At 67.1% G+C, this 13,649-nt stretch carries 13 protein-coding genes; 6 read left to right on the plus strand and 7 right to left on the minus strand.

From position 1 onward, the window contains the following. The first annotated feature begins 145 nt into the window (after window positions 1–145). Entirely contained in the window at window positions 146–1,339 is a 1,194-nt protein-coding gene (locus CKW06_RS20230; RefSeq protein WP_024957060.1) for a pyridoxal phosphate-dependent aminotransferase, read from the plus strand. Between the two features lie 127 nt (window positions 1,340–1,466). Here the strand turns inward: CKW06_RS20230 and CKW06_RS20235 are convergent, their stop codons facing one another. Continuing rightward, window positions 1,467–3,563 (minus strand): prolyl oligopeptidase family serine peptidase, encoded by a 2,097-nt coding sequence (locus tag CKW06_RS20235; RefSeq protein WP_024957061.1) that lies wholly within the window; start codon window positions 3,561–3,563, stop codon window positions 1,467–1,469. Between the two features lie 69 nt (window positions 3,564–3,632). Beyond that, window positions 3,633–3,959 (minus strand): hypothetical protein, encoded by a 327-nt coding sequence (locus tag CKW06_RS20240; protein WP_024957062.1) that lies wholly within the window; start codon window positions 3,957–3,959, stop codon window positions 3,633–3,635. Between the two features lie 128 nt (window positions 3,960–4,087). Between CKW06_RS20240 and CKW06_RS20245 the strand changes: the two genes are divergently transcribed. Beyond that, window positions 4,088–4,690 carry a lipocalin family protein gene (locus tag CKW06_RS20245; RefSeq protein WP_005411103.1) on the plus strand — a complete coding sequence of 201 codons (603 nt, stop codon included), beginning with the start codon at window positions 4,088–4,090 and terminating at the stop codon, window positions 4,688–4,690. Between the two features lie 70 nt (window positions 4,691–4,760). Here the strand turns inward: CKW06_RS20245 and CKW06_RS20250 are convergent, their stop codons facing one another. The 3 genes from CKW06_RS20250 to CKW06_RS20260 all read right to left on the minus strand — a co-directional run bounded on the left by CKW06_RS20250 (window position 4,761) and on the right by CKW06_RS20260 (window position 7,552). Next, the gene (locus CKW06_RS20250; protein ID WP_005411104.1) at window positions 4,761–5,450 is read right to left on the minus strand and encodes a methionine ABC transporter permease; all 690 of its coding nucleotides are present in this window, start codon (window positions 5,448–5,450) and stop codon (window positions 4,761–4,763) included. Next, window positions 5,447–6,454, minus strand: coding sequence for a methionine ABC transporter ATP-binding protein (locus CKW06_RS20255; RefSeq protein ID WP_024957063.1), 1,008 nt, complete (start codon window positions 6,452–6,454; stop codon window positions 5,447–5,449). The genes CKW06_RS20250 and CKW06_RS20255 overlap by 4 nt, the downstream gene beginning before the upstream one ends. Before the next feature lie 201 nt (window positions 6,455–6,655). Then, on the minus strand, window positions 6,656–7,552 hold the full coding sequence (locus tag CKW06_RS20260; RefSeq protein ID WP_024957064.1) for a DMT family transporter: 897 nt from the start codon (window positions 7,550–7,552) through the stop codon (window positions 6,656–6,658). Window positions 7,553–7,678: 126 nt separating this feature from the next. On the opposite strand from CKW06_RS20260, the gene CKW06_RS20265 reads away from it, so the two are divergent. The 3 genes from CKW06_RS20265 to CKW06_RS20275 all read left to right on the plus strand — a co-directional run bounded on the left by CKW06_RS20265 (window position 7,679) and on the right by CKW06_RS20275 (window position 9,629). Next, a complete protein-coding gene (locus CKW06_RS20265) occupies window positions 7,679–8,161 on the plus strand; it encodes a YajQ family cyclic di-GMP-binding protein (protein ID WP_005411107.1) in 483 nt (160 codons plus the stop codon). A 101-nt stretch (window positions 8,162–8,262) separates the two neighbouring features. Continuing rightward, window positions 8,263–8,829, plus strand: coding sequence for a DUF1415 domain-containing protein (locus tag CKW06_RS20270; RefSeq protein ID WP_024957065.1), 567 nt, complete (start codon window positions 8,263–8,265; stop codon window positions 8,827–8,829). Further along, a complete protein-coding gene (locus tag CKW06_RS20275) occupies window positions 8,826–9,629 on the plus strand; it encodes an SDR family oxidoreductase (protein ID WP_012481308.1) in 804 nt (267 codons plus the stop codon). The genes CKW06_RS20270 and CKW06_RS20275 overlap by 4 nt, the downstream gene beginning before the upstream one ends. Before the next feature lie 103 nt (window positions 9,630–9,732). Here the strand turns inward: CKW06_RS20275 and CKW06_RS20280 are convergent, their stop codons facing one another. Next, complete coding sequence (locus CKW06_RS20280; protein WP_024957066.1) at window positions 9,733–11,763, minus strand: M3 family metallopeptidase; 2,031 nt, start codon at window positions 11,761–11,763, stop codon at window positions 9,733–9,735. Window positions 11,764–11,933: 170 nt separating this feature from the next. Between CKW06_RS20280 and CKW06_RS20285 the strand changes: the two genes are divergently transcribed. After that, window positions 11,934–12,338 (plus strand): hypothetical protein, encoded by a 405-nt coding sequence (locus tag CKW06_RS20285; RefSeq protein WP_024957067.1) that lies wholly within the window; start codon window positions 11,934–11,936, stop codon window positions 12,336–12,338. 138 nt (window positions 12,339–12,476) lie between these two features. Here CKW06_RS20285 and CKW06_RS20290 read toward each other — a convergent pair whose 3' ends face one another. Next, window positions 12,477–13,589, minus strand: coding sequence for a PLP-dependent cysteine synthase family protein (locus CKW06_RS20290; RefSeq protein ID WP_024957068.1), 1,113 nt, complete (start codon window positions 13,587–13,589; stop codon window positions 12,477–12,479). Between the last annotated feature and the right edge of the window lie 60 nt (window positions 13,590–13,649).

A 13,649-nucleotide genomic window follows, 5' to 3' on the forward strand; every position in this document is an offset into this window, starting at 1 on the left:
CCCTGCGGAACGTCATGGTGGCCATGCCTGCCGGTAGTGCCGGCCGCTGGCCGGCACCCTCACGGCCTGCGGGTGGGTCGGTTGCCGGCCAGCGGCCGGCACTACCAGAGCGCGTGACCCCGGTGCGCGGCGTACCATGGGCTGCATGAGTACCCTGCCCCATACGCCGGGCTACAGCCGGCGCAGCCATGAAATCGCTCCGTTCCACGTGATGTCCCTGCTGGCCCGCGCGCAAGCGCTGGAACAGGCCGGCCACGACGTGATCCACCTGGAAATCGGCGAACCGGACTTCACCACCGCCGAACCGATCGTGCGTGCCGGCCAGGCCGCATTGGCCGCCGGCCATACCCGCTACACCGCCGCACGTGGCCTGCCCGCCCTGCGCCAGGCGATCAGCGGCTTCTATCGCAGCCACTACGGGCTGGACATCGACCCCGAACGCATCCTGGTCACCCCCGGCGGCTCCGGTGCGCTGCTGCTGGCCAGCAGCCTGCTGGTCGATCCCGGCCGCCACTGGCTGCTGGCCGACCCTGGTTATCCGTGCAACCGCCACTTCCTGCGCCTCGTTGAAGGCGGCGCACAGCTGGTGCCGGTCGGCCCGGACACTGCCTACCAGCTCACACCGTCGCTGGTGGAACAGCATTGGAATGCCGACAGCGTCGGCGCGCTGGTTGCCTCACCGGCCAACCCGACCGGCACCGTGCTCTCCGCCGACGAACTGGCCGCCCTGTCGAAGACCCTGCACGCGTGCGGTGGTCACCTGGTGGTGGACGAGATCTACCACGGCCTCACCTATGGCCTGGATGCACCCAGCGTGCTGCAGGTGGATGACAGCGCATTCGTGCTGAACAGCTTTTCCAAATACTTCGGCATGACCGGTTGGCGGCTGGGCTGGCTGGTGGCACCGCCAGCAGCCGTGCCGGACCTGGAGAAACTCGCGCAGAACCTGTACATCAGCGCATCGAGCATCGCCCAGCATGCCGCACTGGCGTGTTTCAGCGACGAAGCGATGTCGATCTTCGAACAGCGTCGCGAAGCGTTCCGCCAGCGCCGCGACTTCCTGTTGCCGGCATTGCGTGAACTGGGCTTCCGCATCGAAGTCGAGCCGCAGGGTGCGTTCTACCTGTACGCCGATGTCAGCGCATTCACCGATGACGCACAGGCGTTCTGCGCCCACTTCCTGGAAACCGAGCACGTGGCATTCACGCCCGGGCTGGATTTCGGCTTCCATCGCGCCAACCAGCACGTGCGCCTGGCCTATACCCAGGAAGTGCCGCGGTTGCAGGAGGCGGTGGCACGGATCGCGCGTGGGTTGCAGCGTTGGCAGGGATCACGTTGACGGTAGTGCCGGCCGCTGGCCGGCAACCCGGGAATGCGTGAATGATGCGGTTGCCGGCCAGCGGCCGGCACTACCGGATAAAGAAAAACGCCGCCCTGGGGCGGCGTTTTCCGTTCTGCCTGTCTGCTTACTTACCGCCCAACCGCTCCCACAGGAAGCTGTAGGCCAGCGCCGACATGTGTGCGGCCTGCGCGTTGTTGGCTGCACCGCCGTGGCCACCTTCGATGTTCTCGTAGTAGGTCACATCCTTGCCGGCGTCGATCATCTTCGCCGCCATCTTGCGGGCGTGGCCCGGGTGCACGCGGTCATCGCGGGTGGAGGTGGTGAACAGCACCGGCGGGTACTTCTTCTTCGCGTCGAACAGGTGGTACGGCGAGAAGGTCTTGATGAACGCCCAGTCGCTGGTATCCGGGTTGCCGTACTCGGCCATCCACGAGGCACCGGCCAGCAGGTGGCTGTAGCGCTTCATGTCCAGCAGCGGCACCTGCACCACCACCGCACCGAACAGTTCCGGGTACTGGGTCAGCATGTTGCCGGTCAGCAGGCCACCGTTGCTGCCGCCCTGCACGCCCAGGTGCCTGGCGCTGGTGATCTTGCGCTTGACCAGATCGCGTGCCACTGCGGCCATGTCTTCATAGGCCTTGTGGCGGTTCTGCTTCAGCGCCGCCTGGTGCCAGCGTGGGCCGTATTCGCCGCCGCCGCGGATGTTGGCAACCACGTACACGCCGCCCTTCTCCAGCCAGGCGCGGCCCATGCCACCGGAGTAGCCCGGGGTCAGCGAGATCTCGAAACCACCGTAACCGTACAGCAGGGTCGGGTTGGAACCGTCCAGCTTCATCGCCTTGTCGTGCACCACGAAGTACGGCACGCGGGTGCCGTCCTTGCTGGTGGCGAAGTGCTGCTCGATCACCTTGCCCTTGGCATCGAAGAAGGCCGGCATGGTCTTCAGCGTTTCCGGGGCCTGCCCGATCTCGGCCAGCGCCAGGGTGGTCGGGGTCAGGTAGTCGGTGGCGGTCAGCCACACCGCGTCGCTGTCGTTGCTGTCGACCGCAGCCACGCCCAGCGTGCCGAAGGCCGGCGCGCCGACGAAGCGGCTGGTCTGCCAGCCATTGGCGCCCGGGGTCAGCACCGACAGGCGGTTCTTGACGTCATCCAGCACGTTCAGCACCAGGTGGCTCTTGGTCCAGGTGGCGCTGGCCAGCGAGGTGGTCGCGGTCGGGGTGAACAGCACGTCGAACTCACGCTTGCCGGCCAGGAAGTCATCCAGCCTGGTCGCCAGCAGCGAACCGGACGCATAGGTCTTGCCACCCACGGTCCACGGATCACGCAGCTCCAGGGTCAGCCACTGCTTGTGCAGGCCCTTCTCGGCCGAGTTCGGCGCATCGATCTTGGTCAGCGTGCCATCGTCGCCACGCAGGTAGATCTCGTTGTTGTAGAACGCCAGCGTGCGGCTGACCAGGTTACGCTCGAAGCCCGGGGTGTCATCGTGCATCGCCGCGATGTACATGTCTTCCGGCTTGCCTTCATACACCACGCTGGCGGAGGCCATCGGCGTACCACGCTTCCACAGCTTGGCCACGCGCGGGTAGCCGGAGGTGGTCATCGAGCCGGCACCGAAGTCGGTGTAGACGAATACGGTGTCGCGATCGATCCAGTTCAGGCCGCCCTTCGACTCCGGACGGAAGAAGCCGTCCTTGATCCAGGTCTTGTTGGCCAGGTCGAACTCGCGGGTCACGTCGGCGTCGGCACCACCGCGCGACAGCGCGATCAGGCAGCGGCTGTAATCCGGGCGCAGGCAGTCGGCGCCGTGCCAGACCCAGTTCTCGCCCTCGGCCTTGTTCAGGGCATCGAGGTCAAGCACGGTCTCCCACTGCGGCGAGGCCTTGCGGTACTCGGCCAGCGTGGTGCGGCGCCACAGGCCACGCTCGTGCTGCTGGTCCTTCCAGAAGTTGTAATAGTAGTCGCCGATCTTCTGCACGGCGGGAATCTTGGCATCGGAGTCGAGCACCTCGCGGATGCTGGTCTCCATCTGCTTGAAGGCCGGGGTCTGCGCCAGGCGCGCCTCGGACTTGGCGTTCTGTTCCTTGACCCAGGACAGCGGCTTGTCGCCGGTGACGTCCTCCAGCCAGGCGTAGCGATCGGTGTCTTCAGCAGCCACGGCGGTCCCCACCGAGGCAGCGGTCATCATGCCAGCCAGCAGGCAGGCGGAAGCGAGTCGAGACATTGCAGCTCCAGGCAGTCATAAGCCGTGGAACGCTAGCATGGATCGCTGCAGCCGCCCCCGTGTCGAAGGTCAGGCCGTGGCCGTAGCGCGGCGGCGACGGCGGGGCGTCCCGGCGGTGCGACGATGTGCCTGTCCACCGGTGCGACGGGCCAGCCGCAGCCACGACAGGCGCGGCACAGGGAAGCGCAGCAGCGCCCACCAGGCCACCAGCGGCATGCCCACCAGCCACATCGGCAGCCAGCCCAGCCAGGCGTTGCTGCCGCGCGCGGCTGGCCAGACCAGTACCAGCGCCAGGCCGGCCAGGGCCACCTGCTGCACGCTGCGCAGCAGGCGCGGATCGGCGCGTTCAATGATGACGCGTTCAGTTGCAGGGCGGCGGACGGAACGTGCGTTCATGGGGCTTCTCCGGTGGACAATGCAACACAGCTTGGGCAAGGCCCTTCTCACAGGTTGCGACACCATTGACGGATCGCGCACGCTCAGTCGACCATGCTCAGGCAAAGCCCTTCTGAGCCCGCTCCCGCATGACTTCGATCCGCCCGCTCTGCGCCATGCTGTTGGCCCTGTCCCTGGCGGGCCCCGCCGTGGCCGCCAGTGAGCCGCCATCGCCCCGCGCCAGCACCCCGCGCGCGACCGACCCGGATGCGCCGATCGACCTGAAGCGCTTCATGGGCACCTGGTACGTGATCGGCCGCGTGCCGAACTTCATCGAACGTGGCCATGTGGCCAGCGTCAACGACTACGAACTGCGCGACGAGCACAAGGTCGGCATCACCTACCGCTACCGTGATGGCTTCGGCGAACCGCTGCAGGAAGTGCGTGCCCGCGCCAGCGTCGACCCGGACAGCGGCAACCACGGCTGGCGCACCTGGTTCTACCGCGTCGTGCCTACCCATTCGCGGGTGCTGGAAGTGGCACCGGATTACTCGTGGGCACTGATCGGTTACCCGGGCCGCGAGATGGCCTGGATCTTCTCGCGTACGCCGGACATGGACAAAGCCCTGTACAAGGAGCTGGCCGAACGCCTGCGTGACGAGTACGGGGTGAACACCGACAAGCTCAAGCGCGTGCCGCAGCACCCGGAGCAGGTCGGGAAGCTGGGTTACGAAGTACCGAACGTGCGTTGACCGCACGTGGGATTGCCGGCCAGCGGCCGGCACTACCCGAACGAGATGCCGGGCGCCGCCCGGCATTCTGTTATCTGCGGCTGTAATGCGCGACCAGGCGGTCGCCAAGCATCTGCAGCAGCTGCACCAGGATCAGCAGCAGGACCACGGTGACCAGCGCCACGTCGGTGTGCGAGCGCTGGTAGCCGTCGCGGAAGGCCAGGTCGCCAAGGCCACCGGAACCGATCGCACCGCCCATCGCGGTGAAGCCGATCAGCGCGACGGTGGTGACCGTTGCGCCAGCGATCAGGCCCGGGCGCGCTTCCGGCAGCAGCACGCGGGTGACCAGCTGCCAGGTGGTGGCTCCCATCGCCTGGGTCGCTTCGATCACGCCACGGTCCACTTCGCGCAGTGCGGTCTCGACCAGGCGCGCGTAGAACGGCGCGGCACCGATGACCAGCGGCACGATCGCACCGCGTACACCCAGCGACGTCCCCATCAGGAACAGGGTGACCGGGATCAGCACGATCATCAGGATGATGAAGGGCACTGAACGCAGCAGGTTCACCACCAGCGCCAGCACGCCGTACGCAAATGGCCGGCGCTTCATCTGCGGTGCGCCGAACAGGTACAGCAGCACGCCCAGCGGCAGGCCGATGGCCAGGGTCAGCGGCAGCGAACCGAGCAGCATCAGCAGGGTGTCGATGGTGGCCTGGCCGATGTCGGCCCACTTGCCCGCGTCCAGGTGGCGGAAGAATCCGCCGGCAGTAGCGATGATCATCGACGCAGCTCCTCAACATGCACGCCGGCGGCCACGAATGCGGCCTGCGCGGCGGACTGGTCGCCGCCCACCAGGGCGACCACCAGCTGGCCATACGGGGTGTCCTTGATCCGGTCGATGCGGCCGGACAGGATGTTGTAGTCGACCCCGGTCTCGCGCGCGACGCGGCCGAGCAGGGGTTCGTAGGTGTCGCCACCGAGGAAGGTCAGGCGCACGATGCGGCCAACGACGGCATCGAAATCGCGGTGCAGCGTGCCCTCGTCCACATGCTCCGATTCGCTGACGAAACGGCGCGTGGTCGGGTGTTGCGGGTGCAGGAACACCCGGGTGACCGGACCGGTTTCGACCATCTGGCCGGCATCGAGCACCGCAACGCGGTCGCAGACACGGCGGATCACGTCCATCTCGTGGGTGATCAGCACGATGGTCAGGCCCAGCTCGCGATTGATCTTCGACAGCAGCGACAGCACCGAAGCGGTGGTCTGCGGGTCGAGCGCACTGGTGGCCTCGTCGCACAGCAGGATCTGCGGACGGGTCGCCAGCGCGCGGGCGATGCCGACGCGCTGTTTCTGGCCACCGGACAGCTGCGCCGGATACTTCTGCGCATGCGCTTCGAGGCCCACGGTCTGCAGCAGCTCGGCCACGCGCGCGTCGATCTCCGTCTTCGGCGTGCCGGCCAGTTCCAGCGGAAAGGCGACATTGCCGGCCACCGTGCGCGAGGACAGCAGGTTGAAGTGCTGGAAGATCATGCCGATGCGCCGGCGCAGCGCGCGCAGGCCGTCCGCGTCCAGCGCGGTGACATCCTCACCGCCGATCAGCAGCCGGCCACCACTGGGTTCTTCCAGGCGGTTGATCATGCGGATCAGGGTCGACTTGCCGGCGCCGGAATGGCCGATGATGCCGAACACCTCACCGGCCTCGATGGTCAGGTCCAACGGTTGCAGCGCGCTGACTTCGCGGCCGGCAACGGCATAGGATTTGTGCAGGCGCTGGAACTCGATCACGGGCGTGGCTCACCGGCTGGGTGACGGAAGGGGGCGTGCAGCCTACCAGCGCAGGCGGTCGCGCGCCCGCGCCATGGCCCAGAATGTTATTCCTTTTGGTTCTAAGAAACTGTCCCCGGTAGTGCCGGCCGCTGGCCGGCACCTGCAGCGGTCCCTCCGGCGCAAGGGGTTGCCGGCCAGCGGCCGGCACTACCCCCGGGCTCAGGGATGATCCAGCGGCTTCGGCGGTTCCTGCCGGTTTACCCGCTCGCGATGCAGCAGGTACAGCCCCGAGGCGACGATGATCGCCGCGCCCACCCACGTATAGCCGTCCGGCAGCTGGCCCCAGAAGGCCAGATCCCAGCCGATCACCCAGACCAGGCCGCTGTACTCCAGCGGCGCGATCATCGAGGCCTCGCCCAGCTGGAAGGCCTTGGTCAGGGCAATCTGGCCCAGCGCCCCGGCCAGGCCCATGTCGGCAATCAAAGGCGCGTGTGCCAGCTGCAGCGGTACCCAGCCGGGAATGGCGAGCAGGCCGGCGCCGATGGCCATGATCACCAGGAACCACACCACCATCGACTGCGAGGTATCGGTGCGGGTCAGCAGGCTGACCGTGATCGCCGCCACGGCATAGGCCGTTGCCGCCGCCAGCACCATCAGGCCGGGCACCGAGATGAAGCCATCCACGCCCGGCCGCAGCACCACCAGCACGCCCACCAGGCCAATGCCGATGGCGACCCAGCGCCGCGGCCCGACCCGCTCGCCCAGCAACGGCACCGACAGCGCGGCGATCAGCAGCGGGGCAACGAAGTAGATGGTGTAGGCGGTGGACAGCGGCAGGTCGCGCAGGGCGAACACGAAGCAGCCGATCATCGCCATGCCCAACGCGCCACGCAGCAGGTGCAGGCCCCAGCGCCGCGGCACCAGCGAACGTGGGCCGGCACTGACCAGCACCCACACCAGCACGAACGGCAACGAGGCCGCACCACGCAGGAAAGTCACTTCCAGGGTGGGATAGCTGGCCGACAGCTGCTTCATGCCAGCGTCCATCAGCGAGAAACAGGCGACCGCAGCGACCATCCAGGCCACCGCACGCGAAGGGGAGCGTTGCACGTTCATGGCCCATTATCGCCGACCGCACCGGATTGTAGGGCGGCCGCCGAGCATGGGCTGGGCTCCACAGAAAGCGGGCACGCGGGCCGGCACGATAGAATGATCGCCACTGAAACCTGCGGAGCACCGCCCATGCCTTCCTTCGACGTCGTGTCCGAAGTCGACACCCACGAGCTGACCAACGCCATCGACCAGGCCAACCGCGAACTGGCCACCCGCTTCGACTTCAAGGGCGTGGACGCAAAGTTCGAGCGCGACGGCGATGTCATCAATCAGTTCGCGCCGACCGAATTCCAGCTCAAGCAGATGAACGACATACTGCGTGCTCGCCTGGCCGCGCGCGGCATCGACGTGCTCAGCCTGGAGTTCGGCGACATCGAGACCAACCTGGCCCAGGCCCGGCAGAAGATCACCGTCAAGCAGGGCATCGAGCAGAAGATCGCCAAGAAGATCGCGGCGGCCCTGAAGGACGCCAAGCTGAAGGTGGAAAGCCAGATCAACGGCGACAAGCTGCGCGTGCAGGGCAAGAAGCGCGATGACCTGCAGGACGCCATCGCCGTGCTCAAGGCCGGCAAGTTCGAGCTGCCGCTGCAGTTCAACAATTTCCGCGACTGAGCCACCTGCCGGGAATCCCCCGGCGCTGCCAGCCGCAGGTACGACGGCGCGTTGCCAGCGACGCGCCTACAATGTCGGCCCCGCCAGCCGACGTGCCCGCCATGACCGATTCCGACCTGTCCACCGATGACCCGATCGCCGCCACCCGCCTGTGGCTGGAGCGCATCGTCATCGGCCTGAACCTGTGCCCGTTCGCCAAGGCGGTATACGTGAAGGACCAGGTCCGCATCGTGCTCAGCGATGCGACCACGACAGAAGCGCTGGTTGAACAGCTGGCCGAGGAGCTGGTGCTGCTGCGCGACACGCCGGCCGAGCAGATCGATACGACGCTGATCGTGCATCCGCAGGTGCTGACCGATTTCCTCGACTACAACGACTTCCTCGACAACGCCGATGCGGCGATCGAGGCACTGGACCTGCAGGGGATCCTGCAGGTGGCCAGCTTCCATCCGGATTACCAGTTCGAGGGCGTGGCCGCCGACGACGCCAGCAACTACACCAACCGCGCGCCCTTCCCCACCCTGCACCTGCTGCGCGAAGACAGCGTGGCGCGCGCGGTGGATGTGTATCCGGACCCGGACGTGATCGTCGAGCGCAACATCCAGACCCTGGACCGCATCGGCGTGGACGGCTGGCATCGTCGCCTGCGCGGCGAAGACCTGACGTGAGCACGGTGCCGCCGATTGCCGCATGGCCGGCCGCGCCACTGTCGGGCAAGGTGGTGCTGGTCACCGGCGGCGCCAACGGCATCGGTCGCGGTATTGCCCAGGCCGTGCTCGGTGCCGGCGGACGCGTGCTCATCGGCGACCTGGACAGGGAGGCCGGCCAGGCCTGCCTGGACGAATGGCAGCGCGGCGAGGATGCCGCGTTCCAGCGTTTGGACATCACCGACGAAGCCAGCGTGCGCGACTTCATCGCCGAGGCGCTGCAGCGTTTCGGACACATCGACGGGCTGGTCAACAATGCCGGCATCGCCGGGCCGCACGGCACGCGGCTGCAGGACATGGACTGGCACGAATGGCAACGCCGGCTGTCGTCGCTGCATGGCGCCTTCCTGTGCAGCAAGCACGCGCTGCCGGCGCTGACGGACAGTGCTGCGGGCGCGATCATCAACATCGCCTCCACCCGCGCCTGGCAATCCGAAGCGCACAGCGAGGCCTATGCGGCGGCCAAGGGTGGCCTGGTGGCCTTCACCCATGCGCTGGCGATCAGCGCCGGCCCGGCGGTGCGGGTGAACAGCATCAGCCCCGGCTGGGTCGGTACCACTGCGTGGCAGGCACCCTCACGGCGCCATGAACCAGAGTACTCGGCCATCGACCACGCACAGCATCCGGTCGGCCGGGTCGGCCGCCCTGAAGATATCGGTGCACTGGCGGTGTACCTGCTGTCGTCGCTGTCCGGTTTCAGCACTGGCCAGGACTTCATCGTCGACGGCGGCATGACCCGGAAGATGATCTACGCCGAATGACCGGTCTTCGGTGGTGCCGGCCGCTGGCCGGCATTCCGGTAGATCCACGCCATGCGTGGATGGCGGTGAAGTGCCAACCAGGGTTGGCACCCACCACAACGGTTTACGCCATGCCCGAGTGGCGCAGCAGCGCGTCGATCTGCGGTGCGCGCCCACGGAAGGCCTTGAAGTTTTCCGCCGCCGGACGGCTGCCACCGCGCGACAGGATCTCATCGCGGAAGCGTGCACCGGTCTCGGCCAGTGCCTGCGGCGCTTCCTCGAACGCCGCATAGGCATCGGCACTGAGCACTTCAGCCCACTTGTAGCTGTAGTAGCCGGCGGCGTAACCGCCCGCGAAGATGTGGCTGAACTGGTGCGGGAAGCGATTCCAGACCGGCGGGTGATTCACCGCCACTTCCGCGCGCACGCGATCGAGCAGCGCCAGCACGCTGTCCTGCGCCGGTTCGAACTGGCTGTGCAACAGCATGTCGAACAGGCCGAACTCCAGCTGGCGCACGGTGGCCATGCCGCTGTGGAAGTTGCGCGCCGCCAGCATCCGTTCGTACAGCGCGCGCGGCAGCGGCTCACCACTGTCCACGTGCGCGGTCATCGCCTGCAGGTGGTCCCATTCCCAGCAGAAGTTCTCCATGAACTGGCTGGGCAGCTCCACTGCATCCCATTCCACGCCGTTGATGCCGGCCACGCCCAGTTCGCCGATGCGGGTCAGCAGCTGGTGCAGGCCGTGGCCCATCTCATGGAACAGCGTGGTCACTTCGTTATGGCTGAAGGTGGCCGGCTTGCCATTGGCACCGCGGCCGAAGTTGCACACCAGGTAGACCAGCGGTGTCTGCACGCTGCCGTCTGCGCGCACGCGACGGTTGCGGCAATCATCCATCCACGCGCCACCGCGCTTGCCTTCGCGCGCGTACAGGTCCAGGTAGAACTGGCCAACCAGCGCGCCCTGCGCATCGACCAGACGGAAGAAGCGCACGTCGTCATGCCACACCGGTGCGCTGTCCTCCTGCACGCGCAGGCCGTACAGCTGCTCGATCACCGAGAACAGGCCGCCAAGCACCTTCGGTTCGGTGAAATACTGCTTCACTTCCTGTTCGGAATAGCTGTAACGGGCCTGCTTCAGGCGGTCGGCGGCGAACGCCAGGTCCCAGGCCTGCAGGCTGTCGATGCCCAGCTGCTCGCGTGCGAACTGCTCCAGGTCGGCCCGGTCCCTGGCCGCGAACGGCTTGGCGCGCGCGGCCAGGTCACGCAGGAAACCCAGCACTTCGGCCGGGTCCTGCGCCATCTTGGTCGCTACCGAATAATCGCCATACGAATCGAAGCCGAGCAGCGCGGCCAGTTCAGCGCGCAGGGCGAGGATCCGATCGATGTTGCCGCTGTTGTCCAGGGACTCATCGCCGAATTCGGACGCACGCTGTGCGCTGGCGCGGTACAGGATCTCGCGCAGGTCGCGGTCCTCACCCCAGGTCTGCACCGGCAGGTAGCACGGCATCTGCAGGGTCAGTTTCCAGCCGGCCTTGCTGTCCTTCTGTGCTGCGGCATGTGCGGCGGCCTTCACGTCTTCCGGCAGGCCCTTCAGCCGCGCTTCGTCCTCGATGATCATCGACCAGGCATCGGTAGCGTCGAGCACGTTCTGCGAGAACTTCGCCGACAGCGCCGACAGTTCTTCCTTGATCGCCGCGAAGCGCTGCTGCGCCTCCGGCGCCAGCTCGGCACCACCGAGGCGGAAATCGCGCAGGGTGTTGTCCAGCACCTTGCGCTGGGCCGCGTCGAAGCGCGCCGCCTCGGCACTGGCGGCCAGCGTCTGGTACTGCCGGTACAACGCCAGGTTCTGGCCCAGCGCGCTGGCGAAGCGGGTCACCCGCGGCAGGTTGCTGTTGTAGGCCTCACGCAGTTCCGGGGTGTTGACCACGCCCTGCAGGTGGCCGACCAGACCCCAGGCGCGCCACAGGCGCTCGGTGGCGTCATCCAGCGGGGCAACGAAGGTCTGCCAGGTGACCGGCTGCACCTGCTCGGCGGCGCTGACGGCGGCTTCGGCCTCGGCCAGCAGCACGTCCAGCGCCGGCGCCACGTGCTCGGGGCGGATGGCCTCGAAGCGCGGCAGGCCGGAAAAATCGAGCAGGGGGTTGGCAACGGTCACGGCAGATCTCCAGGGTACGGGCCCGGCAGGCGGGCAGCATGCAGGATATGGCGCTGGCAGGCGGGGCTGACAAGGGGGCACGGCCCGGCATTCACGTCGGCCTTACGGTCGCGCACCGAAGCTCTGGCTGCGGGGGAGTCCGCAGCGGTACGCACCGAACGAGGCCCTACATGGAAGGTCTGGCTGCAGTTGCATCCGCCTCACCGGCCCGGTCACTGGCATTGTCCGCCAGCCCGGCCGAACTGACCTGGATCGCCGCATTGTGCGATGCCGGCGATGACGCCCCGCGCCATCTGCAGCAGTTGCAGGCAGTGCTGCAGCAGGGCGGCACGTTCAACGATGCGCAGGAGTGGTACCCGTTCGAGGTGATCGAACGCGGCGCCAGCCAGCTGCGGCTGGGCCATGAGCGCGAGTTCGTGATCTGCGTGCTGCTGTGGCTGCAGGCGCTGGCCCAGGGCCGAGCGAGCATCCTGGACCCGAGCCTGCATCTGGATGATCGCGCGGTGGACATCGAGGCCTTGCCCGATGCACTGCGCGACGCGGTGCTGGACGCGTTCACTGCAGCGGGATATTGAGACGCCCCGGCGACCGGGTAGAGTCGACTGTTAGTCGACTTTCGCGCGCAGCGCGGGATTTTCGCGACCTGAACCTGGAGCAGTCGACTAACAGTCGACTCTACCCAGCCGACGCACAGCCGGCCGTGCGTTGCCGCGTTACAACGCTTCCAGGCTGCACCACGGCAATTCGGGCAGTCCCTGCCCGGCCACCGCCGCCGCCAGTTGCGCATCGGCGCCGTCGACATCGATGCCCTGGCGCGCATACCACGACGGGTCGTAGTAGCTCTGTGCGTAGCGCTCGCCGCTGTCGCACAGGATGCTGACGATGCTGCCCTGGTGGCCCGCCTCGCGCATCCACTGCGCCGCCTGCAGCACACCGATGAAGTTGGTGCCGGTGGAGCCACCGACACGGCGGCCCAGCTGGCGGCTGACATGGCGCATCGCGGCCAGGCTCAGCGCATCGGGCACCTTCACCATCGCATCGACACTGGTCGGGATGAAGCTCGCCTCTACCCGCGGCCGGCCGATGCCTTCCACGCGCGAGCCACCGCTGCAGGTCAGGCCGCGCCAGTCCTGCTCACCGGCAACGGCGGTTTTGTAGCCATCGAAGAACACCGACACTTCCGGGTCCGCACAGAGGATGCGGGTGTCATGCCGGCGATAGCTGACATAGCGGCCCAGCGTCGCTGCGGTACCGCCGGTACCGGGGCTGCACACGATCCATTCCGGAACCGGGCTGGGCTCTTCGGCCATCTGCTTGAAGATGGACTCGGCGATGTTGTTGTTGGCGCGCCAGTCGGTGGCGCGCTCGGCATAGGTGAACTGGTCCATGAAGTGGCCGCCGGTTTCACGGGCCAGCTTTTCCGAATCACAGTTGAGGTCGCAGGCACGTTCGACCAGGTGGCAACGGCCGCCGTGGAACTCGATCGCGGCGATCTTTTCAGGCGAGGTGGAGGCCGGGATCACCGCAATGAACGGCAGGCCGAGCAGCCGCGCGAAATAGGCTTCGGACACGGCGGTCGAGCCGCTGGAGGCCTCGATCACCGGACGCCCTTCACGCAACCAGCCATTGGCCAGCGCATACAGGAACAGCGAGCGCGCCAGCCGGTGCTTCAGGCTGCCGGTGGGATGGCTCGACTCATCCTTCAGGTACAGGTCGATGCCCTCGAACCCTGGCAACGCCAGCGGGATCAGGTGGGTATCGGCGGAACGGTTGAAATCAGCTTCGATCTTGCGGATGGCGGCAGCCACCCATTCACGCTGCGACATGGCGGGCAATCGTTGTCAGGACGGAACGGTGCGATCCGGTCATTGTACGTCGCAGTGCCG

This window comes from Stenotrophomonas maltophilia, from assembly GCF_900186865.1.
Taxonomy (GTDB): domain Bacteria; phylum Pseudomonadota; class Gammaproteobacteria; order Xanthomonadales; family Xanthomonadaceae; genus Stenotrophomonas; species Stenotrophomonas maltophilia.

Bases quoted from the DNA above. Each gene is read 5' to 3' on its own strand.
- CKW06_RS20250 (WP_005411104.1), bottom strand. From the start codon at position 5,450: ATGATCATCGCTACTGCCGGCGGATTCTTCCGCCACCTGGACGCGGGC.
- CKW06_RS20285 (WP_024957067.1), top strand. From the start codon at position 11,934: ATGGAAGGTCTGGCTGCAGTTGCATCCGCCTCACCGGCCCGGTCACTG.
- CKW06_RS20270 (WP_024957065.1), top strand. From the start codon at position 8,263: ATGACCGATTCCGACCTGTCCACCGATGACCCGATCGCCGCCACCCGC.
- CKW06_RS20260 (WP_024957064.1), bottom strand. From the start codon at position 7,552: ATGAACGTGCAACGCTCCCCTTCGCGTGCGGTGGCCTGGATGGTCGCT.
- CKW06_RS20230 (WP_024957060.1), top strand. From the start codon at position 146: ATGAGTACCCTGCCCCATACGCCGGGCTACAGCCGGCGCAGCCATGAA.
- CKW06_RS20265 (WP_005411107.1), top strand. From the start codon at position 7,679: ATGCCTTCCTTCGACGTCGTGTCCGAAGTCGACACCCACGAGCTGACC.
- CKW06_RS20290 (WP_024957068.1), bottom strand. From the start codon at position 13,589: ATGTCGCAGCGTGAATGGGTGGCTGCCGCCATCCGCAAGATCGAAGCT.
- CKW06_RS20235 (WP_024957061.1), bottom strand. From the start codon at position 3,563: ATGTCTCGACTCGCTTCCGCCTGCCTGCTGGCTGGCATGATGACCGCT.
- CKW06_RS20240 (WP_024957062.1), bottom strand. From the start codon at position 3,959: ATGAACGCACGTTCCGTCCGCCGCCCTGCAACTGAACGCGTCATCATT.
- CKW06_RS20245 (WP_005411103.1), top strand. From the start codon at position 4,088: ATGACTTCGATCCGCCCGCTCTGCGCCATGCTGTTGGCCCTGTCCCTG.